At 59.5% G+C, this 24,642-nt stretch carries 24 protein-coding genes; 10 read left to right on the top strand and 14 right to left on the bottom strand.

Annotated elements, in window-relative coordinates; translation table 11 throughout:
• Positions 1-144 precede the first annotated feature (144 nt).
• A complete protein-coding gene (gene mutS / locus E3U32_RS17455; RefSeq protein ID WP_134349787.1) occupies positions 145-2,706 on the bottom strand; it encodes a DNA mismatch repair protein MutS in 2,562 nt (853 codons plus the stop codon).
• Positions 2,707-2,819: 113 nt separating this feature from the next.
• Positions 2,820-3,050, bottom strand: a complete 231-nt coding sequence (locus E3U32_RS17450) for a SymE family type I addiction module toxin (RefSeq protein ID WP_109082219.1) — start codon at positions 3,048-3,050, stop codon at positions 2,820-2,822.
• 174 nt (positions 3,051-3,224) lie between these two features.
• Between E3U32_RS17450 and E3U32_RS17445 the strand changes: the two genes are divergently transcribed.
• Positions 3,225-3,569, top strand: coding sequence for a nitrous oxide-stimulated promoter family protein (locus E3U32_RS17445; RefSeq protein ID WP_134349786.1), 345 nt, complete (start codon positions 3,225-3,227; stop codon positions 3,567-3,569).
• A gap of 5 nt (positions 3,570-3,574) precedes the next feature.
• On the opposite strand, the gene E3U32_RS17440 is transcribed toward E3U32_RS17445, so the two are convergent.
• From E3U32_RS17440 to hypA, 10 genes are all read right to left on the bottom strand, one after another.
• Positions 3,575-4,795, bottom strand: a complete 1,221-nt coding sequence (locus tag E3U32_RS17440; protein ID WP_134349785.1) for an MDR family MFS transporter — start codon at positions 4,793-4,795, stop codon at positions 3,575-3,577.
• 16 nt (positions 4,796-4,811) lie between these two features.
• Positions 4,812-5,573, bottom strand: coding sequence for an ABC transporter ATP-binding protein (locus E3U32_RS17435; RefSeq protein ID WP_134349784.1), 762 nt, complete (start codon positions 5,571-5,573; stop codon positions 4,812-4,814).
• Complete coding sequence (locus E3U32_RS17430; protein ID WP_134349783.1) at positions 5,573-6,610, bottom strand: FecCD family ABC transporter permease; 1,038 nt, start codon at positions 6,608-6,610, stop codon at positions 5,573-5,575. The genes E3U32_RS17435 and E3U32_RS17430 overlap by 1 nt, the downstream gene beginning before the upstream one ends.
• Entirely contained in the window at positions 6,610-7,608 is a 999-nt protein-coding gene (locus E3U32_RS17425) for an ABC transporter substrate-binding protein (protein WP_134349782.1), read from the bottom strand. Before E3U32_RS17425 ends, E3U32_RS17430 begins: the two co-directional genes overlap by 1 nt.
• A gap of 151 nt (positions 7,609-7,759) precedes the next feature.
• Complete coding sequence (flhA, locus tag E3U32_RS17420) at positions 7,760-9,832, bottom strand: formate hydrogenlyase transcriptional activator FlhA (RefSeq protein ID WP_134349781.1); 2,073 nt, start codon at positions 9,830-9,832, stop codon at positions 7,760-7,762.
• Positions 9,833-9,895: 63 nt separating this feature from the next.
• Positions 9,896-10,906: a hydrogenase expression/formation protein HypE gene (gene hypE, locus E3U32_RS17415; RefSeq protein ID WP_134349780.1), complete on the bottom strand. Its 1,011-nt coding sequence runs from the start codon at positions 10,904-10,906 to the stop codon at positions 9,896-9,898.
• Entirely contained in the window at positions 10,903-12,024 is a 1,122-nt protein-coding gene (gene hypD, locus E3U32_RS17410; RefSeq protein ID WP_134349779.1) for a hydrogenase formation protein HypD, read from the bottom strand. Before hypD ends, hypE begins: the two co-directional genes overlap by 4 nt.
• Positions 12,025-12,027: 3 nt before the next feature.
• Positions 12,028-12,300 (bottom strand): HypC/HybG/HupF family hydrogenase formation chaperone, encoded by a 273-nt coding sequence (locus tag E3U32_RS17405; protein WP_134349778.1) that lies wholly within the window; start codon positions 12,298-12,300, stop codon positions 12,028-12,030.
• Complete coding sequence (hypB, locus tag E3U32_RS17400; protein ID WP_134349777.1) at positions 12,291-13,154, bottom strand: hydrogenase nickel incorporation protein HypB; 864 nt, start codon at positions 13,152-13,154, stop codon at positions 12,291-12,293. Before hypB ends, E3U32_RS17405 begins: the two co-directional genes overlap by 10 nt.
• Positions 13,155-13,157: 3 nt before the next feature.
• A complete protein-coding gene (gene hypA / locus E3U32_RS17395) occupies positions 13,158-13,508 on the bottom strand; it encodes a hydrogenase maturation nickel metallochaperone HypA (protein WP_134349776.1) in 351 nt (116 codons plus the stop codon).
• A gap of 210 nt (positions 13,509-13,718) precedes the next feature.
• Between hypA and hycA the strand changes: the two genes are divergently transcribed.
• The 9 genes from hycA to hycI all read left to right on the top strand — a co-directional run bounded on the left by hycA (position 13,719) and on the right by hycI (position 21,497).
• Positions 13,719-14,183, top strand: coding sequence for a formate hydrogenlyase regulator HycA (hycA, locus tag E3U32_RS17385; protein WP_134349775.1), 465 nt, complete (start codon positions 13,719-13,721; stop codon positions 14,181-14,183).
• A 70-nt stretch (positions 14,184-14,253) separates the two neighbouring features.
• Complete coding sequence (locus E3U32_RS17380; RefSeq protein ID WP_134349774.1) at positions 14,254-14,862, top strand: 4Fe-4S dicluster domain-containing protein; 609 nt, start codon at positions 14,254-14,256, stop codon at positions 14,860-14,862.
• Positions 14,859-16,673, top strand: coding sequence for a formate hydrogenlyase subunit 3 (gene hycC, locus E3U32_RS17375; RefSeq protein ID WP_134349773.1), 1,815 nt, complete (start codon positions 14,859-14,861; stop codon positions 16,671-16,673). Before E3U32_RS17380 ends, hycC begins: the two co-directional genes overlap by 4 nt.
• A 1-nt stretch (position 16,674) precedes the next feature.
• On the top strand, positions 16,675-17,598 hold the full coding sequence (locus E3U32_RS17370; protein ID WP_134349772.1) for a respiratory chain complex I subunit 1 family protein: 924 nt from the start codon (positions 16,675-16,677) through the stop codon (positions 17,596-17,598).
• Positions 17,599-17,613: 15 nt separating this feature from the next.
• Positions 17,614-19,323 carry a formate hydrogenlyase subunit HycE gene (gene hycE, locus E3U32_RS17365; RefSeq protein ID WP_134349771.1) on the top strand — a complete coding sequence of 570 codons (1,710 nt, stop codon included), beginning with the start codon at positions 17,614-17,616 and terminating at the stop codon, positions 19,321-19,323.
• Between the two features lie 9 nt (positions 19,324-19,332).
• The gene (locus E3U32_RS17360; RefSeq protein ID WP_134349770.1) at positions 19,333-19,875 is read left to right on the top strand and encodes a formate hydrogenlyase complex iron-sulfur subunit; all 543 of its coding nucleotides are present in this window, start codon (positions 19,333-19,335) and stop codon (positions 19,873-19,875) included.
• A complete protein-coding gene (gene hycG / locus E3U32_RS17355; protein WP_134349769.1) occupies positions 19,875-20,642 on the top strand; it encodes a formate hydrogenlyase subunit HycG in 768 nt (255 codons plus the stop codon). The genes E3U32_RS17360 and hycG overlap by 1 nt, the downstream gene beginning before the upstream one ends.
• The gene (locus tag E3U32_RS17350; RefSeq protein WP_032660335.1) at positions 20,639-21,049 is read left to right on the top strand and encodes a formate hydrogenlyase maturation HycH family protein; all 411 of its coding nucleotides are present in this window, start codon (positions 20,639-20,641) and stop codon (positions 21,047-21,049) included. Before hycG ends, E3U32_RS17350 begins: the two co-directional genes overlap by 4 nt.
• Positions 21,042-21,497, top strand: a complete 456-nt coding sequence (gene hycI / locus E3U32_RS17345) for a hydrogenase maturation peptidase HycI (protein WP_134349768.1) — start codon at positions 21,042-21,044, stop codon at positions 21,495-21,497. Before E3U32_RS17350 ends, hycI begins: the two co-directional genes overlap by 8 nt.
• A gap of 88 nt (positions 21,498-21,585) precedes the next feature.
• Here hycI and E3U32_RS17340 read toward each other — a convergent pair whose 3' ends face one another.
• A complete protein-coding gene (locus E3U32_RS17340) occupies positions 21,586-23,010 on the bottom strand; it encodes a 6-phospho-beta-glucosidase (RefSeq protein WP_134349767.1) in 1,425 nt (474 codons plus the stop codon).
• 18 nt (positions 23,011-23,028) lie between these two features.
• On the bottom strand, positions 23,029-24,480 hold the full coding sequence (ascF, locus tag E3U32_RS17335; protein ID WP_134349766.1) for a PTS cellobiose/arbutin/salicin transporter subunit IIBC: 1,452 nt from the start codon (positions 24,478-24,480) through the stop codon (positions 23,029-23,031).
• Positions 24,481-24,642 lie beyond the last annotated feature (162 nt).

Here is a 24,642-nt window from a genome sequence, read left to right as displayed (position 1 = left end):
ACCCCCCCGGGGGGGGGCGCCCTCGCGCCGTTAAACCCCGGGGGGGTTTTGGGGGGGGGGGGGGCCGCCCCCCCCGCGGCGGGGGTTTTTTTTGGGGGGGCCCCCCCCCCCCCCCCGCCACCCGACAAAACAGACCGCAGAAAACTAAACCAGACTCTTCAGCCGATAAATCCACTCCAGCGCCTGTCGCGGCGTCAGGGAATCCGGGTCGAGGTTCTCCAGCGCTTCCACCGCCGGCGATGTCTCTTCCGCAGGTGCCAGCAGCGACATCTGCGTACCGTCAATCTGCGTCGCGGCCGCATTCGGCGACAGGCTTTCCAGCTCGCGCAGTTTCTGACGCGCGCGCTTGATCACCTCTTTAGGAACACCCGCCAGCGCCGCGACGGCCAGACCATAGCTCTTGCTCGCCGCGCCATCCTGCACCGTGTGCATGAAGGCAATGGTATCGCCGTGTTCCAGCGCATCAAGATGGACGTTAGCCACCCCTTCCATTTTTTCCGGTAGCTGCGTCAGCTCGAAATAGTGGGTGGCGAACAGCGTCATGGCCTTGATTTTATTCGCGAGGCTTTCGGCACATGCCCAGGCCAGCGACAGGCCATCATAGGTTGACGTACCGCGTCCGACTTCGTCCATCAGCACCAGGCTATGCTCCGTCGCGTTATGCAGAATGTTAGCCGTTTCGGTCATTTCGACCATAAAGGTTGAGCGGCCGCTTGCCAGATCGTCCGCAGCTCCGACGCGGGTAAAGATACGGTCGATAGGGCCAATCTCCACTTTTTGCGCCGGGACGTAGCTGCCGATATACGCGAGCAGGGCGATCAGCGCCGTCTGACGCATATAGGTACTTTTACCGCCCATGTTCGGACCGGTAATGATCAACATTCTTCTCTGCGGTGACAGGCTCAGTGGGTTGGCAATGAACGGTTCGTTCAGCACCTGCTCAACCACCGGGTGACGGCCTTCAGTGATGCGAATGCCGGGCTTGTCGGTAAAGGTCGGGCAGGTATAGTTCAGCGTTTCAGCGCGTTCTGCAAGATTCACCAGCACGTCCAGTTCCGCCAGCGCGCTGGCGCTCAGCTGCAGGTCGGCAAGATGCGGCATCAGCATGTCAAACAGCTCTTCATACAGCTGTTTTTCCAGCGCCAGCGCTTTGCCTTTCGAGGTGAGAACTTTGTCCTCGTACTCTTTCAGCTCGGGGATAATATAGCGTTCAGCATTTTTCAACGTCTGGCGACGCACGTAGTGAATCGGTGCCAGATGGCTCTGCCCGCGGCTGATCTGAATGTAATAACCGTGTACCGCGTTATAGCCCACTTTCAGGGTGTCCAGCCCAAGACGCTCACGCTCGCGGATTTCCAGTTTATCAAGGTAGTCCGTCGCGCCGTCGGCCAGCGCGCGCCACTCGTCCAGCTCCTCGTTGTAGCCTGGGGCAATCACTCCGCCATCACGCACCAGAACCGGAGGCGCATCGATAATGGCGCGTTCGAGCAGCTCGCGAAGCTCGGTAAATTCGCCCATGGTTTCGCGGAGTTTCTGTACCGGCGCGCTGTCAACGTCACTCAGCTGAGCACGGAGTTCCGGCAGTTGCTGGAAAGCATGACGCATCCTCGCGAGATCGCGTGGTCGCGCTGTTCGCAGAGCCAGACGGGCCAGGATACGCTCCATGTCGCCTACCTGGCGCAGCACCGGCTGCAGTTCGGTATAGCGGTCCTGCAAGGCGGCAATCGTCTGCTGACGGCAAACAAGCGTTTCGGTATCTCGAACCGGCATGTGCAGCCAGCGTTTCAGCATGCGGCTGCCCATTGGCGTTACCGTACTGTCGAGAACCGACGCGAGCGTATTTTCTACGCCCCCCGCCAGGTTCTGGGTTATCTCCAGGTTACGGCGCGTTGCTGCATCCATGATGATGCTGTCCTGCTGGCGCTCCATGGTGATAGAGCGGATATGCGGCAGGGCGGTGCGCTGGGTATCTTTTACGTACTGCAGGAGGCAACCTGCCGCACACAGCCCACGTGGGGCATTTTCCACACCAAAGCCAATCAGATCGCGGGTGCCAAACTGCAGATTCAACTGCTGGCGCGCGGTATCAATTTCGAATTCCCACAGCGGACGGCGGCGCAACCCGCGACGGCCTTCAATGAGCGCCGTCTCGGCGAAATCTTCGGCATAGAGCAATTCTGCCGGGTTGGTGCGCTGCAGTTCGGCTGCCATCGTTTCACGGTCAGCCGGTTCACTCAGACGAAAACGTCCGGAGCTGATGTCCAGCGTCGCGTAGCCAAACCCTTTCCCGTCCTGCCACAGCGCGGCCAGCAGGTTATCCTGGCGCTCCTGCAGCAGGGCTTCATCGCTGATGGTGCCGGGCGTGACGATGCGCACGACTTTACGTTCAACCGGACCTTTAGAGGTTGCCGGATCGCCGATCTGTTCGCAGATGGCGACGGACTCACCCTGATTCACCAGCTTCGCCAGGTAATTTTCTACCGCGTGATGCGGGATGCCAGCCATGGGAATGGGCTCGCCTGCCGATGCGCCACGTTTGGTCAGCGAGATGTCGAGCAGCTGCGATGCACGTTTGGCATCGTCATAAAACAGCTCGTAAAAATCGCCCATACGGTAAAACAGCAGAATTTCAGGATGCTGTGCTTTCAGCTTCAGATACTGCTGCATCATCGGCGTATGTGCGTCGAAATTGTCGATTGTGCTCATGGAGTTATGATGTCCATTTCTTTGAAAATAAACCGTTTTGAGCGGCTCAGTGGCCGTTTGTTCCCTCTATTGTCGCATGAAAAAAAGGTACGGCGCAGAAAAATGTCGTCGCTTTACGAGGTGCCTTCCGACATAAGCTCGATGATGATTTTACCGTGCTCCACGCCCACTCTGACCCGGGAATGAGTGGTAAACCCCGCCTGTTCAAGCCAGTCACCTTTTAAGCTCAGCGCCGCATGCACGCTATAACGCTTCGGTATCTTGGTATTGCGGTCTTCATGGCGCTTTCTAAAATATCCCACTTTTAAATGGCGATAGGGTTTGCTGATCGCTCTCTCTTGCATAGGGTCTCCCGACAACACGGACAAAGGTCATTTTGATGCCTGTATAAAATACCAGTGATTGTCGGGCGGTGCAGGGCAAAAACTGGAATCAGGCTTCAGAAAATGGCATGCAACAACTGAAATCCGGTGCTTAAAAATGTATTATTAATGCACTTTATTATTCGGTGAACCGTTATGTCAGGTAAACGCATATCACGAGAAAAAGAGACCATCGCGAAGATGATCGCGTTGTATGAAAAGCGCTGCCCGCAGGCTTCTCAGGACGAAGGGCATTATCAGGCGCTCAACGCGTATGCGGATAAGCGACTGGATAGATGCATTTTTGGCGAGGAAAAGCCGGCCTGCAAACAGTGTCCGGTACACTGCTACCAGCCTGCCAGACGTGAAGAGATGAAGCAGATTATGCGCTGGGCAGGCCCGCGTATGCTATGGCGTCATCCCATCCTGACCGTTCGTCATCTGATTGATGATCGTCGTCCCGTGCCGGAACTGCCGGAGAAGTACCGTCCGAAAAAGTGACCGCTTCAGCGTCTCAGCGGGCGGCAAATCACGTTTAGGGCCAGCGCGCTGCAGAGTGGGAAAAGGGCCAGCAGCAGCCAGGGGTATATCGCCTGCATTGAAGGCACCAGCGCGCGATCCAGCAGACTGCCAAACAACAAATTTCCGGCCAGTACCGCGATGCCTCCGGCGGTGGAGAGTGCGCCGTAGTGCGCCCCCAGCGTTGATTCCTCGGCGAAGCGCGGGATGAGATCTTTTGCCGATGGCACCAGCAGCATCTGTCCCAGCGTCAACAGCGTCACAAAACATACCGACGGCATAAGCCGCAGCCAGCCCTCCGGCGGTTCTGTCGCCGCAAACATCGCCACGCTCGCAAAGGCGGCGGAGAGCAGCAGGAAGCCTACCGGCAGAACTCTCACCGCCCCCACGCGTCGGGCAAAACGCGCCAGAGGAAGCTGCAAAGTGATGATCAGCACCGAGGCCAGCATAAACAGGGGGCCAAGATCTTTCTCGTTACCGCCAGAGCGCTGGATCTCCACCGGCAGCGCCAGATAGAGCTGGTTATAGCTTAACAGCCACGAGCTGTAGGCAATGATAAAGGCGACAAAGCGCGGCTGGCGGAACGTCGTCCACCAGGGCTGTATGTTTAGCGTCTGTGAACGGTGGGGGGAAGCAGGAAGAAAGAAGTAAAGCACCAGTAAGGCAATAATAAAGACCCCTGCACCCGCCAGCGCCACCTGGCGGAACCCAAGCCCCGTCAGCAGTGCTCCGGCAACCGGGCCCAGTACCGCGCCGAGTTCACCGCAGACGGCAAAGAGGGCAAACCATTCCGCCCGGCTGCGCTTTCCTTTCGCCTCGCTGTGCGTCCCTGCTTTTGCCAGGAGTGCCTCAATCGAGGGGGAGAACAATGCGCCGCCGATGCCGGTCAGGCACGCCCCAAGAATGATGGGCCAGAGTGTGTGCCCGAACGCCAGCAGCAGATAACCCGCGACGCGAATCATGCACCCGCTCAGGATAACGACTTTCGCGCCAAACCGGTCCGAGAGCGCACCGCCGATGATAAACATCCCCTGCTGGGAGAATGTGCGAAGGCCCAGGATCAGACCGATAAGCCCGCCGGAGAGCAGCATATCGTCGCGCAGGAATATCGCCAGGAAGGGGACAACGGCGTAAAAGCCAATGTTAAAAACAAACTGGCTACCCAGTAAAACGGGCGGCCAGAGCGTGGTGGCAGGGCGAAGGGGCATCGTCGTTCACTCGCCCCTAAACGATAAAGTGAATGTGCTTTTTGCCATGGAACGGCGAGATCTCAATTTTGGTTTTGACTCTGAAGACATCCCACAGCAACGACTCGGATAAAATGTCCTGCGGTGTTCCCGTCGCCACAATTTGCCCTTTCTGCATTACAATCAGCGAGTCACAGAACATTGAGGCGTGATTGAGATCGTGGATTGCCACAACGCTGGTGACCGGTAATTCGCTGATCAAATGCATCAGCTGCATCTGATGATGAATGTCCAGGTGGTTGGTCGGTTCATCCAGCAGGATTTCAGTCGGGGTCTGGGCCAGCGCGCGGGCAATGTGTACGCGCTGGCGTTCACCGCCTGAAAGGCTCAGCCAGCCCTGGTCACTTTTATCCAGCATATCAACGCGTTGCAGGGCCGCGGTGACGGTCTCGTCATCGTGCGTGCTCCAGTTGGAAAAAGGAGAGTGATGCGGAATACGCCCGAGCTTCACCACGTCACGCACGCGCATATTGGCGTCGGTCATCCCGTGCTGTTCAACGAAGGCGACCCGGCGGGCAAGCTGTTTTTTGGCGATGCGGGCGATGTCCTGCCCGTCCAGAGTGACGTTGCCGTTGTCCGGGCGACGCAGCCCCGCGAGGATACGTAAAAGCGAAGACTTACCGCAGCCGTTTGGGCCAAGCAATCCTACCGTTTCCCCCCGGGAAACCTTCAGCGAGACGTCATCAACGATGACTTTTTTACCCACCTTCCAGGTAATATTTTCAGCGCAGATACTCATCACTTATTCCTTGAGCGGTAGATAATCACGGCAAAGAAGGGCACGCCCACCAGCGCGGTCACCACGCCGACGGGCAGGCTTTGCGGGGCAATCAGCATGCGCGAGGCGATATCTGCCAGCACCATCAGGATCGCGCCTGCCAGCGCGCTGGCAACCAGCAACGTACGGTGCAGAGGGCCGAACAGGAAACGCATGACGTGCGGCACCACCAGTCCGACAAAGCCGATTGAGCCCGCCATGCTAACGATGGTCGCGGTAATCAGGGCGGTGGTGGTAAACAGCGCCAGACGCACCCAGGGGACGGCAATGCCCAGCGATGCCGCGGCGTCATCACCAAACGTAAAGGCATCCAGCGCCCGGGAATAGTAGAGGCAAACGGCTAAGCCAATCAGCACCACCACCAGCGCCAGCTGGAATTCAGGCCAGCGTACGCCGCTGAAACTGCCCAGCAGCCAGAACATCACGTCGCGCGCCTGTTGGGCGCTGGCGGAGGTGCTGATGGTATAGGCGGTAATGGCATTGAAAAGCTGGGAGGCAGCTACGCCTGCCAGAATAGTTCGTTCATTCCCTCCGCGTGCGCCGTTCGTCAGGAACGCGACAAACGCAAAGGCGGCGAACGCCCCGGCAAAAGCACCTGCGGAGAGCGACACTGCGCCGGTGCCGATCCCCAACACCACGACGGATACCGCCCCGGTCGAGGCACCTGCGGACACGCCAAGCACATACGGCTCCGCCAGGGCATTCTTCAGCAGGCTCTGCAATACGGCACCGCAGATGGCCAGCCCCGCACCACAGCAGGCTGCCACCAGCGCGCGGCTCAGGCGAAAGTCCCAGATAACGCTCTCATAGATGCGGTTGAGCGGAACCCCGGCGAACCCCATTTTATTACTGATGGCATAAAAGACATTCTGCAGCGGGATAGACAGTTCGCCGACGCTGACGCTCAGTGCGATAACCAGAAATAACAGGACAAAGGCGAGCAGGCACGAGCTCGTCAGAACCAGACTCTGCCGGGCCTGAAGAACAGCGGTTGTCATCAGTTCAGCCCCAGTTTTCTGAGCTGTTCGCCGACCTGCTCAGCTCCGTAAATCGTGCGGATCGTCGGGTTCATCGCCTGACCGTCCATCACCACGATATGGCCTTTTTTCACCGCGTCCAGCTGGCTGACAGCCGGATCGCTCTTCAGGAATTTGATTTTTTCTTCCGCGTTATCCAGCGCCCAGCGGTTGCGGTCGAGGCTGGATACCACGATGACATCCGGATTTGCGGCAATAATGCTTTCCCAACCTACGGTTGGCCATTCGGTCTCGGAGGTGATGGCGTTATGGCCGCCCATCAGGCTGGCGATAAATCCGGAGGGGCTATTTTTTCCGCCTACGTAGGCATCTGCAGAAGGGGATGAACTGGAGAACCAGAAGACAAACGAAAGGTCTTTTTTATTCTTGCTGAATTCCTTACGCAGGTCGGCCTCGCGTTTTTTGAAATCGGCAATAACGGCCTGACCGCGATCTTCAACGTTAAAGATTTTGGCAAAATCCTCAATCTCTTTATAGAGATACGTCATGTCCCACAGTTTCTGGCGGCTGCCGTACATATCGCCGGTGGCTTTTTTGGTCGCGCACATGCCCGGGGACACGTAGCTGTTCACGCCCAGAGTCATCAGATCGTCGCGTTTTGCGACCTTACTTTCAGGCCCCAGAAGCAGCGGGGACTGCGCGGGAACAAAGTCAGGATTTTGCGCAAGAACGGATTCAAGGGTCGGGATTTCAACCGTCAGGGTTTTGATTTTTGCATTCTGTTCCGCCAGCTGCGGCAGCACTTTGGTTGGCCAGAAGGCGCTGGCCTTCACCTTATCTTCCAGGCCCAGCAGGAGCAATATTTCGACGGTGTTCTGACCCAGGGCCACGACGCGTTCCGGCGCTTTGGTGAAAGTCTCTTTATAGCCACAGTTTTCAATCGTCAGGGGATATGTGGTTGCCAGAGCAGAACCGACCGACGCAATCGCCAGGCCTAACGCGCAGATGACCTTTTTCATTAAACACGACCCTTCATTAACATTATTGTTGTTGCAAATGAAACTCATTATTAAGGCGGAATTTTATACAGAGGAAACGATTTGGTGTCAATGAGGGACAATTGCGCAGGGTAACGAAAGGCGGTGTCAGAAAACACCGCCGGAATGAGGCCTAAACCAGGCTCTCTTTATCAATCCCAAGCCGCTTCATGCGCGACAGCAGGGTGGTGCGTTTTAACCCCAGGCGCTGGGCGGCACCTTTAGGCCCGGCGACCACGCCGTTGGTCTCTTTCAGCACGCGCATAATGAGCTGATATTCATCTTCTCCCTCTTTTGCTGTCTCGGCGGCGGGCGCGGTCACGTCAGGAAGCGTAACCTCAGGCAGGGAGAGTTGCAGCACGCTACCGCGCGTGAGCAGCACCGCGCGCTCAATGACGTTTTCCAGCTCGCGCACGTTGCCGGGCCATTCCATCGATGAAAGGGTGCGTAACGTCTCGGCAGGAATACTGTCGATGTTGCGCCCCATCCGGCGCGCAATCTTCGCGGTAAACGCTTTGACCAGCAGGGGGATATCTTCCGGGCGTTCGCGCAGCGGCGGCAGGAAGATCGGGAACACGTTCAGGCGATAGTAAAGATCGCTGCGAAACTCGCGGTCGGAGACCATTTTTTTCAGGTCGCGGTTGGTGGCGGCAATCAGCCGCACGTCGGTCTGGATAAGCTTGTTGCTGCCCAGGCGCTCAAACTCCTGCTCTTGCAGAACGCGCAGCAGTTTCGGCTGTAGCTCCAGCGGCATATCGCCCACTTCGTCGAGGAACAGCGAGCTTTTGTCCGCCAGTTCAAAACGGCCCAGCCGCTGGCTGCTGGCCCCGGTAAACGCGCCGCGCTCGTGGCCGAACAGGTCACTTTCCAGCAGACCCGCTGGCATCGCGGCGCAGTTCATCTTCACCATCCGGCGGCTGTTGCGGTTGCTCAGGTTGTGGATGGCGCGGGCAATCAGCTCTTTACCCGTGCCGGTTTCGCCCAGGATTAGCACCGTGCTGTCGCTTTGCGCCACCATCTCGACCTGCTTGAGCACGCTGTACATGGCATCGCTGCGCCCGATGATTTCACCAAACTCGCTGTCCACGTTGTTGAGCTGTTCGGTCAGGGCCAGGTTCTCATCCACCAGCCGCTCTTTCAGACGATGAATTTCCTGATAGGCGAGGGCGTTATCCAGGGCGATGGAAATGCGCTCGGCGATCTGGCGCAGCAGCTTCAGGTTGGCGGTGGTGAACACGCCTTCCTCGCACTGCGCCAGCTTCAGCACGCCCAGCATGGTATTGCCGGACATGAGCGGCAGCAGACACAGGGTCTGAATTTTGTTGCCCCAGGTGTTGAACAGCATCCGCTCATACGGCGCGACCGGGTCCTGCTCGTTCAGGTTGAGCAGGAGGATCTCTTTGCTTTTGAAGACCCGCTCAGAAAGGGTGCCCGCTTCATCCACTTCACTCTGCTCATGGGCAGGGTTGGCCTCATCAAGATAGTGGGTGGAGTAGATATTCAGCTTGCCCTTGCGATGACCCCGCAGCGCGATGCTGATAGCGTCAATTTTGAAATAGTGGTGGATCTCTTTTGAAACTTCGCTGACCAGCTCATCCATGTCGAGCCGTGACAGCACGGCGTTAGTGATGGCGACCAGTATGCGGAAGTTGTCGCGCTCGCGGCTCAGCAGGTCGTAATCGACGTTATTGGTGACGCGGCTTTGGATCTGTTCCGCGACGACGGCCACAATCTGGGTAAAAGTGTGCAGGCGTTCGTATTCCGCCTCGCTCCAGGGCTGGTCGGTGGTGCGGATAAATTCGCAGCCGCCAAAAATCTGGCCCTCTGCCGCCAGCGGCAACATGCAATAATGCCCGAAAGGCTGATAAAGGTTGCTCTCCGCCAGCCTCGGCCACGCCTGCCGGAACTCCTCAAAATTGCAGTGCAGCACTTCAGGCCGGGAGAGAATGCGGCGCACCGGGCCATGCGCCAGGTACGTTTCGTCTTCGTATTCAAACGTTTTGCCATTATCACGCGTTGAGTAGTAGCTCGCACGCTGCGTTCCGCTATGCCAGAGCACAATCGCGGCGCTGTCGGCCAGCGCCGATTGCCTGACCAGCCGCGTCAGGGCATCGCTTAGCGCGCCGAGATCGGGCTGCTGTAAAAGTGTGCGCGTGATGTCAAACAGGCCCTGCTGGCCAAGATCGCTCATCGGTGTATACGGCATATTGCTTTCCAATAGAAACTGGCAAAAAAGAGACATTCAATGCTGACCGCTTTTGGCGCGGTTCTAGCAAATACGGGGTAAGGGTTCAGCGTGCGGCAGATCCAGCGTTCGTTTCACGCCATAAAGCCCGGCCAGGCGCACCCCTTTGCGCTCAACCACTTCACCAATTATTGCCGCCTCGTGTCCTGACGGATGCGCCCGCAGCTGTTCAAGCACGGCTTGTGCCGCGGCGCGTTCAACACCAACCACCAGCTTGCCCTCGTTGGCAAAGTTGAGCGGATCAAGCCCCAGCAGTTCGCAAAGGCCGCGAACGGCGGGCTTCACGGGCAGGCTGCGCTCGGTGAGTTCAATCCCGCATCCGCAGCTTGCCGCAAACTCATGGACCACGGCATTTACGCCGCCTCGCGTGGCGTCACGCAGGGCTTTCACGCCGGGGATCGCGCGCAGCGTCTGAATCAGCGGGGTGAGTACCGCGCAGTCGCTGCGCAGTTCGCCGTCCAGCCCCAGACCTTCGCGCAGGTTCAGGATGGTCGCTCCGTGGCAGCCCAGCGTTCCGGTCACGATCAGCACGTCGCCCACGCTGAGGCGCTGCGCGCCCCAGTGAATATCGGCGGGGATCGCCCCCATGCCGGCGGTGTTGATAAACAGCTTGTCGGCCGCGCCGCGCTGTACCACTTTGGTATCGCCGGTGACGATAGCAATCCCTGCCTCGCGTGCGGTCTGCGCCATGCTGTTGACCACCGCCGTGAGCGTCTCCATCGGTAACCCCTCTTCGAGAATAAACCCGCAGGAGAGGTAGCGCGGAATGGCTCCGCTGACGGCGACGTCGTTTGCCGTGCCGCAGACGGCGAGCTTGCCGATGTCACCGCCCGGGAAGAACAGCGGGTCGATCACATAGCTGTCGGTGGAGAAGGCCAGCCTGTCACCCTGCGCGGTGAGGGTCGCGAGGTCAATGCGCGCCTGGTCTTCCTGCTCGGCGAGCCAGGGGTTGTTAAAGGCTTCCAAAAAGAGCTGGTTAATCAGCTGCTGCATCGCCTGGCCACCACTCCCGTGCGCCATTTCAACCGTCTTCATGCTTCACACTCCTGATTACGGAACTGGTACCACGCGGCGCACGCCCCTTCGGAGGAGACCATGAGCGCGCCAAACGCCGTTTGCGGGTTACAAATGTTGCCGTATAGCGGGCAATGATGAGGCTTGCATTTACCGGTGAGCACCTCGCCACAGCGGGCGCGCGGGTCGTCGAAAACCTGCTGCGGCTGCGGGCGAAAATGCGCTTCGGCGTCGAACGCGCGATAGGCCGGCGTCAGGCGTACGCCGGATTCGGCAATCAGCCCCAGGCCACGCCATTCGCTGTCGCCTTCAACGCTAAACACGTCTGCTATCGCCTGCTGTGCCCGTTCATTTCCCGCATCCGGTACCACGCGGCGATATTGGTTTTCCACTGCACTCAGGGCCGCTATTTTCTGCTCAACCAGCATGGTGACACCTTGCAGTAGATCAAGTGGTTCGAAACCAGCGACCACTAACGGACGATTGTACTGTTCAGCGATAAAACCGTAGGCATCTGTGCCAATCACCATGCTGACATGCCCCGGTGCCAGAAAGGCGTCAATTCCGTTTTGTGGCTCTTCCAGCAGGCTGCGCAACGTGGGGATGAGCGTAATATGCTGGCAGAAAAAGAAAAAGTTATCGACGCTGCGCGCTTTCGCCTGCTGCAGCGTGATGGCGGTGGCGGGCATGGTGGTTTCAAACCCCAGGCCAAAAAACACCACCTTGCGCGCAGGGTTATCCGCGGCCAGCGTCAGGGCATCCATCGGCGAATAGACGATCCGGATGTCGGCCCCGCGCGCTTTTGCCTGCAGCAGCGAGCCATTTTTCCCGGGCACGCGCATCGCGTCGCCAAAGGTGCAGAAAATAACGTCGGGCTGGCTGGCAATCTCAATACAGCTGTCGATGCGCCCCATCGGCAGAACGCAGACCGGGCAGCCGGGGCCGTGAATAAACTCGATGTTGTCCGGCAGCAGCTGGTCGAGGCCAAATTTGAAAATGGCGTGCGTGTGCCCGCCGCACACCTCCATGATCCGCAGCGGGTTTTCCGCCGTGTACTCCAGCAGCGCTGCGCGCGTTTTCAGATGCCCGATAAGCTGTAACACCTGCTCGGGCGCGCGGTATTCATCAACGTAACGCATATGCTACCGCTCCTCGCCGTACAGCAGCGCGCCCACGTCCGGCTCTACGTCGAACATATTCTGTAGCGCATCCAGTGTGTCGCGGGCTTCTGCTTCGTTAATCACGCTCATGGCGAACCCCACATGCACTAGCACCCACTGGCCAAGACGCGAGGCGCCGCTTTCATTGGTGCTGCCCACCAGCGTCAGGTCAACGTCGCGCAGGATACCGCAGACCTCGACTTTGGCCTGATTACCGTCGATGGAGTGAATCTGTCCCGGTACGCCTATGCACATCGTTCGTTCTCCAGCCAGTGTAGCCAGCTGTCCATGCCGTCGCCGCGCGTGGCGGAGACCAGCAGGATCTCAATCTCCGGATTCACCTCGCGGGCGTAGGCCAGACACTTATCCACGTCGAAATTCAGGTACGGCAGCAGGTCGACTTTGTTCAGCAGCATGATGGACGCGGCGGCAAACATATGCGGGTACTTCAGCGGCTTGTCTTCGCCTTCGGTCACCGAAAGCACCGCGACTTTATGCCGTTCACCCAGGTCGAAGCTCGCCGGGCAGACCAGGTTACCGACGTTTTCAATAAACAGGATGCCGTTATCCGCCAGCGGCAGACGCGGGGCGGCGTCGGCAATCATCTGCGCATCCAGGTGGCAGCCTTTGCCGGTGTTGACCTGAATCGCCGGGGTGCCGGTTTCGCGAATGCGCGCCGCGTCGTTAACGGTTTGCTGGTCGCCTTCGATCACCGCGCAGGAGACGCGTTCGTTCAGGCGTTTGAGCGTTTCCGTAAGCAGCGTGGTTTTGCCGGAACCGGGGCTGGAGACCAGGTTCAGCACCAGCTGCTTGCGGGTGGCAAAGCGGGCGCGGTTGCGGGCGGCGATCTGGTTATTTTTGTCCAGCACGTTGATTTCCACCTCCAGCATCTGGCGCTGGCTGATGCCCGGCGCGTGGGTACCCGCTTCGCCGTGGCCGTAGTGGAGATCGCCCGCAGCGGACTGTTGCACAGAGAAAGTGATCCCGGTCAGTGCCGCAGAAGGACGTGGGGCAGGTGAAAAGGGCGCGGAGCGAAACGCGGAGTGAGGACGGTGTTCATCCCCTTCTATATACAGGTTGCCTTCGGCGCAACCGCAGGTACTACACATACTTTACTCCTTCTCGATTTCGAGGCGTTGGATCTGCATGCCGTCATCCGCCACGATGCGCAGCCCGGTACTCTGGCACCGCGGACAGCGCTGAACCTTCGATGACAGCAGGGTGACGTACTGCTGGCACTGCTCGCACCAGCACTCCGCCTGCTGCTCTTCAATATGCAGTTCGCAACCTTCCGCCAGCGTGCCGCGGCACACCAGCTCAAAACAGAAATTCAGGGCGCTGGTCTCGACGCAGGAAAACGCCCCGACTTTCAGCCAGACGCCGGTGACGCGTTTCGCGTGGTTTTGCATTGCCTGCTGTTCGATAAGCTCCAGAGCCCGCTGGCAGAGGGTGATTTCGTGCATGACGCCTCCTCAATGAATTGCCCCGGTAATGCAATAACAGTGCCAGCTTGATTTTTGTTAAGGCGTGACGATGTCAACGCTGTCGAAATGACACGTCGACACCGCGGCGTTGACAGCGGTTTTGTAATTAAATCTCTTTAAAATCAGCAAAATAAAAACTGGCATGGAATCTGCTTAACAGCCGCTATCTCCATTAAACGGAAACCTTCTATGACTATTTGGGAAATCAGCGAAAAAGCGGATTACATCGCGCAGCGTCATCAGCAGTTACAGGATCAGTGGCACCTCTACTGCAACTCTCTGGTTCAGGGCATCACCCTCTCGAAAGCGCGTCTACACCACGCGATGAGCTGCGCGGCGCAGGGCGACATGCGCTTTGTCCTCTTTGGGCATTTCATCATCAACGTTACCCTGGCGGATAACTTCAACAGCCACACTATTGAGTACCTCCTCGAGACAAAAGACGGTGAAAAACAGTGTATTGCGAAGGCGCAGCTGATGGCCGATGGCATGGTGGACGGCCACGTCAGCAACCGCGATCGCCAGCAGGTGCTGGAGCACTATCTGGAAAAAATCGCGCCGGTTTATAACGGCCTGTACGCCGCCGTTGAGCACGATCTCCCGGTCAACCTGAAGCAGCTGATGGATGGAAATGCCTCAGCGAACGTGGCCTGACCCATGCGTGTCGAGAAGTGTCGACTAGACAGTTTTTCGTCAAAAATGACTATCACCAGAGGATGACCCGGTGAACCGTTTTGTAATTGCTGACTCGACGGTCTGCATTGGCTGTCGAACCTGTGAGGCGGCGTGTTCGGAAACGCATCGCCTGCATGGGCTGCAGTCCATGCCGCGTCTGCACGTCATGCGTGATGAAAAAGAGTCTGCCCCGCAGCTCTGCCATCACTGTGAAGATGCCCCCTGTGCGGGCGTCTGTCCTGTCAATGCCATCACCCGCGTTGATGGCGCTGTCCAGCTGAACGAAAGCCTGTGCGTAAGCTGCAAGCTGTGCGGCATTGCCTGCCCGTTCGGCGCGATTGAATTTTCCGGCAGCCGCCCGCTGCATATTCCGGCGAATGCCAACTCGCCAAAAGCCCCTCCCGCGCCGCCGGCGCCTGCACGCGTAAGCACGCTGCTGGACTGGGTGCCTGGCATCCGCGCCGTTGCGGTGAAGTGCGACCTGTGCAGCTTCGATGAGCAGGGACCGGCCTGCGTACGCACCTGCCCAACCAAAGCATTGATTCTGGTTAACATTCGCGACATCGCACGTACCAGCAAGCGTAAACGCGAGCTGACCATCAACAGTGATTTTGGTGACCTTTCTCTGCTACAGGCGCTTAACGAGGGGGCGAAATGAACGCGGCGATGATGATTACCAGCGCGGTTGCCTATTTTGCTGCCGCTGCTGTTCTGGCGCAGCTCTTCTCTTTCCATAAAGCCCTCAGCGGCTGGATCGCCGGGATCGGCGGGGCGGTAGGTAGCCTGATGACGCTGGCCGCTGGCGGTGTTGTTCTGCTCGGCGGGCAATCCGTTGACGCACTCATGCCGCTGATTCGCCACACCGTTGAGATCACGCCGTTGAACGCCATCTGGCTGGTGACGTTTGGCCTGTGCGGGCTGTTTATCAGCCTGTTCAATATTGACTGGCACCGCCACCCGCACGCTAAAGCCAACGGCCTGCTGGTCAACCTTTTAATGGCGACGGCGGTCTGCACCGTTATCGCCAGCAACCTCGGCGCGCTGGTGGTAATGGCTGAGATCATGGCGCTCTGCGCCGTGTTCCTGACGGGCTGCAGCGCCTCCGGCAAACTGTGGTTTGCGCTGGGACGCCTCGGGACGCTGCTGCTGGCGCTGGCCTGCTGGCTGGTGTGGCAACGCTTCGGCACGCTGGACTTCGCTGCGCTCAACGGCCATCCGCTGGGGAATGATGTCTGGCTGCTGAGCGTGATCGGCTTTGGCCTGCTCGCCGGAATCATCCCGCTGCACGGCTGGGTGCCGCAGGCGCATGCAAATGCCTCCGCGCCCGCCGCCGCGCTGTTTTCTGTGGTGGTCATGAAAGTGGGTCTGTTCGGGATTCTGGCGATTACGCTGACCGGCGGACAACCGCCGCTGTGGTGGGGCGTCGTGCTGCTGGTCGCCGGAATGATTACCGCGTTCGTCGGCGGCCTGTACGCGCTGATGGAGCACAATATCCAGCGTCTTCTGGCGTACCACACGCTGGAAAATATCGGCATCATTCTGCTCGGTATTGGCGCGGGCGTGACCGGGCTGGCGCTGAATCAACCGGCGCTGATTGCCGCCGGTTTTATCGGCGGTCTCTATCACCTCGTCAACCACAGCCTGTTTAAAAGTACCCTGTTCCTGGGCGCGGGAAGCGTCTGGTTCCGCACCGGCCATCGGGATATTGAAAAGCTCGGCGGGATTGGCAAAAAGATGCCGGTGATTTCACTGGCGATGCTGGTCGGGCTGATGGCGATGGCCGCGCTGCCGCCGCTGAACGGTTTTGCCGGGGAGTGGGTGATCTATCAGTCCTTCTTCGCGCTCGGCCAGAGCGACGCGTTTATCGCCCGTCTGCTGGGGCCGCTGCTGGCGGTCGGGCTGGCGATTACCGGGGCGCTGGCGGTGATGTGTATGGCGAAAGTCTACGGCGTCACCTTCCTCGGCGCGCCGCGCACCCGCGAAGCTGAAAATGCCTGCTGTGCACCGGTGTTGATGGGGGGGAGCGTGGTTGCGCTGGCGCTGTGCTGCATCGCGGGCGGCGTGGCTGCACCGTGGCTGCTGCCGCTGCTGGGAAGCGCTATTCCGCTGCCGCTGACCGTCGCGAATACCACCGTCTCTCAGCCCACGATCGCGCTGCTGCTGATTGGCGCACCGCTGCTGCCGCTCATCCTGATGCTGTTCTTCAAACGCGACCGGCTTACCTCCCGCTCGCGCGGTGCGGCGTGGGCCTGCGGCTACGAGCACGAACAGTCGATGGTCATCACCGCCCACGGTTTCGCCATGCCGGTGAAAGAGAACTTTGCCGCCGTGCTGAAGCTGCGCCACTGGCTGAACCCGGTGGCGTGGGTGCCGGGATGGCAGAGCGCCGCCGCGCCTGCGCTGTTCCGCCGTCTGGCGGTCTTCGAGCTGGCGGTGCTGGTAGTGATTGTGTTTTCACGAGGAGCCTGACATGAGTCTGTTACTGGCAATACTTCAGGCGCTGGTGCTGTTCGCCGTTGCGCCGCTGCTCTCCGGGGTGAGCCGCGTGGCGCGTGCCCGGATGCACAACCGTCGCGGGCCTGGCGTGCTTCAGGAGTACCGCGATCTCTTCAAACTGCTTTCTCGTCAGAGCGTGGCACCGGACGCCGCCGGCTGGGTCTTCCGCCTGACGCCGTTTGTGATGGTGGGCGTGATGCTGACCATCGCCACCGCGCTGCCGGTGGTGACGGTGGGCTCGCCGCTGCCGGCGCTCGGGGATCTGATTACGCTGATTTACCTCTTCGCCATTGCCCGTTTCTTCTTTGCTATTGCGGGCCTGGACACCGGGAGCCCGTTTACCGGTATCGGTGCCAGCCGCGAGGCGATGCTGGGCGTGCTGGTTGAGCCCATCCTGCTGCTGGGGCTGTGGGTTGCCGCGCAGGTCGCGGGCTCAACCCATATCAGCTTTATCACCCACACCGTTTACCACTGGCCGGTTGCCCGCTCCATTCCGCTGGTGCTGGCGCTGTGCGCCTGCGCGTTTGCCACGTTTATCGAGATGGGCAAACTGCCGTTTGACCTTGCTGAAGCCGAGCAGGAGCTGCAGGAAGGGCCGCTCACCGAATACAGCGGCTACGGCTTTGCGGTACTGAAGTGGGGCATCAGCCTCAAACAGCTGGTAGTACTGCAGATGTTTGTCGGCGTCTTTTTCCCGTGGGGGCAGATGACGCACTTCTCCGCTGGCGGTCTGGTGCTGGCCGTGGTGGTTGCCGCCCTCAAGCTGCTGGTCGGCGTGCTGGTGATTGCCCTGTTTGAAAACAGCATGGCGCGCCTGCGTTTTGTGGAAACGTCACGCATCACCTGGGCCGGTTTTGGTTTTGCATTTTTAGCGTTCGTCTCCTTGCTGGTGGCGTGATTAAAGAGAGTTTTTATGTCTGAAGAAAAGAAAGGTCAGCAGTATCTCGCCGCGTTGCATCAGGCTTTCCCCGGCGTGGTGCTGGAGGAGTCCTGGCAAACCAAAGACCAGATAACCGTCACCGTAAAGGTGAACTATCTGCCGGAAGTGGTGGAGTTTCTCTACTACCAGCAGGGTGGCTGGCTGTCGGTGCTGTTCGGTAACGACGAGCGCCAGTTGTGCGGCAATTACGCCGTGTACTACGTGATGTCGATGGAGCAGGGCGAGAAGTGCTGGCTCACCGTGCGCGTCGAAGTCGATCCGAATAAGCCGGAATACCCGTCCGTCACGCCGCGCGTGCCCGCCGCCGTCTGGGGCGAACGCGAAGTGCGCGACATGTACGGCCTGGTGCCGGTCGGCCTGCCGGACGAGCGCCGTCTGGTGCTGCCGGACGACTGGCCGGATGAACTCTACCCGCTGCGCAAAGACAGCATGGACTACCGTCAGCGCCCGGCACCGACCACCGACAGCGAAACCTACGAGTTCATCAACGAGCTGGGCAGCAAGAAGAACAACGTGGTGCCGATTGGCCCGCTGCACGTCACCTCCGACGAACCGGGCCACTTCCGCCTGTTCGTCGACGGCGAAAACATTATCGACGCCGACTACCGCCTGTTCTACGTCCATCGCGGCATGGAAAAGCTGGCGGAAACCCGCATGGGCTACAACGAAGTCACGTTTCTTTCCGATCGCGTGTGCGGCATCTGCGGCTTCGCCCACAGCACCGCCTACACCACCTCGGTGGAGAACGGCATGGGGATTGTGGTGCCGGAACGCGCGCAGATGATCCGCGCCATTCTGCTGGAGGTGGAACGCCTGCACTCGCACCTGCTGAACCTCGGCCTGGCCTGCCACTTCGTCGGTTTTGACTCCGGATTTATGCAGTTCTTCCGCGTGCGCGAAGCGTCGATGAAGATGGCGGAGATCCTCACCGGGGCGCGTAAAACCTACGGCCTGAACCTGATCGGCGGGATCCGCCGCGACCTGCTGAAAGACGACATGATCCAGACGCGTCAGCTTGCCCAGCAGATGCGCCGCGACGTGCAGGAGCTGGTGGACATGCTGCTCAGCACGCCAAACATCGAGCAGCGTACCGTAGGCATCGGCCGTCTTGACCCGCAAATTGCCCGCGACTTCAGCAATGTCGGCCCGATGGTGCGCGCCAGCGGCCACGCCCGCGATACCCGCGCCGATCATCCGTTCGTCGGCTACGGCCTGCTGCCGATGACCGTGCACAGCGAGCAGGGCTGCGACGTCATCTCTCGCCTGAAGGTGCGCATCAACGAGGTGTTCACCGCGCTGAATATGATCGACTTCGGTCTGGACAACCTGCCGGGCGGCCCGCTGATGGTGGAGGGCTTCACCTACATTCCGAACCGCTTCGCTCTCGGCTTTGCCGAAGCGCCGCGCGGGGACGATATCCACTGGAGCATGACCGGTGACAACCAGAAACTCTACCGCTGGCGCTGCCGTGCGGCCACTTACGCCAACTGGCCAACCCTGCGCTATATGCTGCGCGGCAACACCGTTTCTGACGCCCCGCTGATCATCGGCAGCCTTGACCCGTGCTACTCCTGCACCGACCGCATGACCGTCGTGGACGTTCGCAAGAAGAAAAGCCAGGTGGTGCCGTACAAAGAGCTTGAGCGCTACAGCATCGAGCGTAAGAACTCGCCGCTGAAATAAGGACTCGTCATGTTTACCTTTATCAAAAAAGTGATCAAAACCGGCACGCCCACCAGCCGCTATCCGCTGGAGCCGATGCCGGTCGATAAAAACTTTCGCGGCAAGCCGGAGCACAACCCGCAGCAGTGCATCGGCTGTGCGGCCTGCGTCAACGCCTGTCCGTCGAATGCGCTGACGGTGGAAACGGATCTCAAAACCGGCGAACTGGCCTGGCAGTTTAACCTCGGGCGCTGCATCTTCTGCGGCCGTTGCGAAGAGGTCTGCCCGACGGTCGCCATTCGCCTGTCTCAGGAGTACGAGCTGGCGGTGTGGAAAAAAGAGGATTTCCTCCAGCAGTCGCGCTTTGACCTGTGCAACTGCCGCGTCTGCCGGCGTCCGTTCGCGGTGCAAAAAGAGATCGACTACGCCATCGCCCTGCTGCAGCACAACGGTGACGCCCGCGCGGAACACCATCGTGAAAGCTTCGAAACCTGTCCGGAGTGCAAGCGTCAGAAGTGCCTGCTGCCGTCCGACCGTATTGATATTACCCGCCATATGAGAGAGGCCAGCTGATGGAAAACCTACTGGGCCCGCGCGACGCCAACGGCATTCCGGTGCCGATGACGGTAGACGAATCTATCGCCAGCATGAAGGCGTCGCTGCTGAAAAAAATCAAACGCTCGGCCTACGTCTACCGCGTGGACTGCGGCGGTTGCAACGGCTGCGAGATTGAGATCTTCGCCACGCTGTCGCCGCTGTTTGACGCCGAGCGCTTCGGCATCAAAGTGGTACCGTCACCGCGTCATGCGGATATCCTGCTGTTCACCGGGGCGATGACCCGCGCCATGCGCTCGCCGGCGCTGCGGGCCTGGCAGTCCGCACCCGACCCGAAAATCTGCATCTCCTACGGCGCCTGCGGCAACAGCGGCGGCATCTTCCACGACCTTTACTGCGTTTGGGGCGGCACCGACAAAATTGTGCCGGTGGATGTCTACATTCCGGGCTGTCCGCCGACGCCTGCCGCGACGCTGTATGGCTTTGCCATGGCGCTCGGCCTGCTGGAGCAGAAAATCCACGCCCGCGAGCCGGGCGAGCTCGACAACCAGCCTGCGGCCATCCTGCACCCGGACATGGTGCAGCCGCTGCGGGTGAAAGTGGACCGCACGGCGCGCAGGCTGGCAGGTTATCGCTATGGCCGCCAGATTGCCGACGATTATCTGCGCCTGCTGAGCCAGGGCGAGCATCAGGTGGCGCGCTGGCTGGAGGCGGAAAACGATCCGCGTCTCAATGAGATTGTGGCGAACCTGAACAGCGTAGTGGATGAGGCGCGTATCCGATGAGTGAAACGGTGGTGTTCAGCCAGCTGAGCCGTAAGTTTATTGATGAGAACGATGCCACGCCGGATGCGGCGCAGCAGGTGGTCTATTACAGCCTGGCGATTGGGCATCACCTCGGGGTGATTGACTGCCTGGAGGCGGCGCTGAGCTGCCCGTGGCCCGAGTACCTGGCGTGGATTGCCACGCTGGAGGAGGGCAGTACGGCGCGGCGCAAAATGGAGGGCGTGCCGAAGTACGGTGAGATCGTTATCGACGCCAACCACATTGCCATGCTCGCCAACGCCTTTGACGCGGCGCTGAGCAGGCAAACCCCCGAGCAGCAGGCGTGGAGCAAAACGCTGCTCGGCATGCTGCATGATATTCATCAGGAGAGCGCCATCTACCTGATGGTGAGGAGATTACGTGACTGACGTTTTACTGTGCGTGGGCAACAGCATGATGGGCGACGACGGCGCGGGCCCGCTGCTCGCAGAGATGTGCGCCGCGAACCCGCAGGGCAGCTGGGTAGTGATTGACGGCGGCAGCGCGCCGGAAAACGACGTGGTCGCCATTCGCGAGCTGCACCCGGAAAGACTGCTGATTGTCGATGCCACCGATATGGGGCTCAACCCCGGCGAGATCCGTCTGATTGACCCGGACGACATCGCCGAGATGTTTATGATGACCACCCACAATATGCCGCTCAACTACCTCGTGGATCAGATCAAGGACGACGTGGGTGAGGTGCTGTTTTTGGGCATTCAGCCGGACATTGTCGGGTTTTATTACCCGATGACGCCGCCGGTGAAAGAGGCAGTGGAGAGGGTGTATTCACGGCTTTCCGGGTGGGTTGGGGACGGGGGATTTTCCCGGCTCTGAACAGCGCCCGGTGGCGGCTTCGCCTTACCCGGCCTACCAAACCCATCTCCCTCTCCCAGTGGGAGAGGGCTGGGGTGAGGGCAACAGGCTACTCCAGATCCGCCCCGTTACTCGCAATCACCTTCTTATACCACCCGAACGATTTCTTGCGTTTGCGGTCCAGCGTGCCGTTGCCCGCGTCGTCGCGGTCAACGTAGACAAAGCCGTAGCGCTTGCTCATCTCCCCCGTTGAGGCTGCCACCAGGTCGATACAGCCCCAGGTGGTGTAGCCCATCAGCGGCACGCCGTCCTCGATGGCGTCGCCCATCGCGCGGATATGCTCGCGCAGATAGCTGATGCGATAGTCGTCGTTAATCTCGCCGTTTTCATCAATGACATCTTTCGCCCCGAGGCCGTTTTCCACCAGGAACAGCGGCTTCTGGTAGCGGTCGTACATCATGTTCATGGTGATGCGCAGGCCGAGCGGGTCAATGCCCCAGCCCCACTCGCTCACCTGTATGTGCGGGTTACGCAGGGATTTCACAATGTTCGCCGCGCTGGTGTTGCCCGCGTTCATGTCCGCCGACGCGCAGCGCGAGGCGTAGTAGCTGAACGAAACGAAATCGACGGTGTTTTTAAGCAGTTCGTCATCGCCCGGGTCTTTGACAATCACCACCCCTTTCTCGCGGAACACGCGGGCAGAGTAGGCCGGATAGCGGCCGCGGGCCTGCACGTCGATAAAGAACAGGTTCTCGCGGTCTTTCTCCAGCGCCATCCACACGTCTTCCGGCTTGCAGGAGTACGGGTAGAAATTGCCGCCCGCCAGCATGCAGCCCACCTGGTTTTCCGGGTTCACCTCGTGGGCGATTTTGGTTGCCAGCGCGCTTGCCACCAGTTCGTGGTGCGCGGCCTGGTACTTCACCTGATCTTCATTTTCACCTTCCTCAAACACCAGCCCCGCGCCGGAGAACGGGCTGTGCAGCATGATGTTGATTTCGTTGAAGGTCAGCCAGTATTTCACCAGCCCGTTAAATTCCTCAAAGCAGGTGCGGGCGTAGCGGGCGAAGAAGTCGACCATCTTGCGGTTGCGCCAGGAGCCGTACTCCGTCACCAGATGCATCGGGACGTCGAAGTGGCAGAGCGTGACCAGCGGCTCGATGTTGTACTTTCTGCACTCTTCAAATACCGCGCGGTAGAAGGCAATGCCCTCTTTATTCGGCAGCGGTTCGTCGCCGTTCGGGTAGAGGCGGCTCCAGGCAATCGAGGTGCGGAACACCGTAAAGCCCATCTCCGCCATCAGGGCGATGTCTTCTTTATAGCGATGGTAAAAATCAATCGCCTCGTGGCTTGGGTAGAACTCGTCGTCACGCAGCGAAAAACGCTTTTCCTTACCGAGCTTCACCGCCAGGCGATTCGCCCCGTGAGGGATCATATCGACCGTGGTTAGCCCTTTGCCGCCTTCACGGTAAGCCCCTTCACTCTGGTTGGCGGCAAGCGCGCCGCCCCATAAAAATCCTTGTGGAAAAACAGACATTCTTACCTCGCTTTCAATTTATGCTTGTGCCGCTTTGCTCTGGGCAGGAGCGGTCTGCAGGGCGCGCGCTTTTTCGGCGTCGTCTTCGACCGGGATATCCTCAAAGCCGAGTATCAGGGTCAGAACAAACGACAGCACCACTGCCAGCCCCATCACGCCAAACACCCAGACGATGGTCATTGGATTGGCAGGGTCGAAGAACTGCACGCTGGTAAACAGCCCCGGCGCCGCCATTGAGTGGCTGGCAAGGCCCGCGATGCCGGCCACCGCGCCGCAGATAAAGCCGCTGATCAGGCTCGCAATCAGCGGACGCTTCAGGCGTACCGCCACGCCGTACAGCGCCGGTTCAGAGATCCCCGCCATAATGGCGGAGGCCGCTGCCGCCAGCGCCGTCTGACGCAGCTCCGGGTTTTTGGTTTTCCACGCCACCGCCAGCGACGAGCCGCCGAGCGACAGGTTGGCGCCGATTTCCGACGGCATCACCATCCCCTCTTTGCCCGTTTCGGCAATGGTCTGAATGATGGTTGGCGTAAACACGCGGTGCATCCCGGTCATGACCAGCAGCGGCCACAGCGCGCCCATGATGGCGACGGAGAGCCAGCCCAGATAGCCGTGAATGGTGTACACCAGCGCGGAGATGGCGCTACCGATCCAGATGCCCAGCGGGCCAATCAGCACGATGGCAAGCGGGGCGGCAATCAGCACGATCAGCATTGGCTTGAGGAAGTTTTTCGTCACTGCCGGGGTAATGCGATCGACCCAGCGTTCGATGTAAGACAGGCACCAGGTCATCACCAGCGCGGGGATGACGGTGTAGGTGTATTTCACCGCCGTCACCGGGATAAAGGCGAACTCAACGTGCTCGCCCTGCGCGGCTTTCGCCATCAGCTCGATAAAGCTCGGGTGGACCAGCACGCCCGCAATGGCTATCGCCAGCGACATGTTGGTTTTGAATTTCACCGCCGCCGAGGCCGCCACCATCAGCGGCAGGAAGAAGAACGCGCCGTCGCCGATGACGGTCAAAATGGTGAGCGTCGGCGCGCCTTTTGGCAGCACGCCGGTCATCTCAAGGATCATCGCCAGCAGCTTGACCATCGAGCCGCCGATGATCGCCGGGATCAGCGGCGACATGGTGCCGATCAGCGCATCGAGGATCCCGGCGCCAATGCGGCGTAACGTCATCTTCTGCGGCCCTTCCGGCACCGCGGGCTGCAGGTCCGTGGGCAGCAGGCTCACCACTTCGCGGTACGCCTGAGAAACGGTGTTGCCAATAATCACCTGGCACTGGTTGTCGTTGCGCACCACGCCGAGCACGCCGCTGATGCTTTTCAGGCGTGCAGCGTCGGTAAGGCTTTCGTCTTTCAGAACGAAGCGTAAACGCGTCATGCAGTGGGTGACGGCGACGATGTTCTCTTTGCCGCCCAGCGCGCTGACAACGTCGTTCGCCAGCGCGGCGTAATTTTTGGCCATCGGATGTGATCCTGTTATCGTTGTGAGAAATGTAGGAAACCGGTTCCACATAATCATCATGAGTTTCTTTGAATGAAACAAGATCGCTTTTTAACCATTTTTTCGTTTCGTGATGCAGATCGCAATGGGGCACCAAAAGCGTGATTTCGCCGCTACGACAAT

The organism is Lelliottia nimipressuralis, from assembly GCF_004402045.1.
Taxonomy (GTDB): domain Bacteria; phylum Pseudomonadota; class Gammaproteobacteria; order Enterobacterales; family Enterobacteriaceae; genus Enterobacter; species Enterobacter chinensis.
The sequence above is the reverse complement of the archived record's forward strand: the minus strand, read 5'-3'. Positions and strand labels throughout refer to the sequence as shown.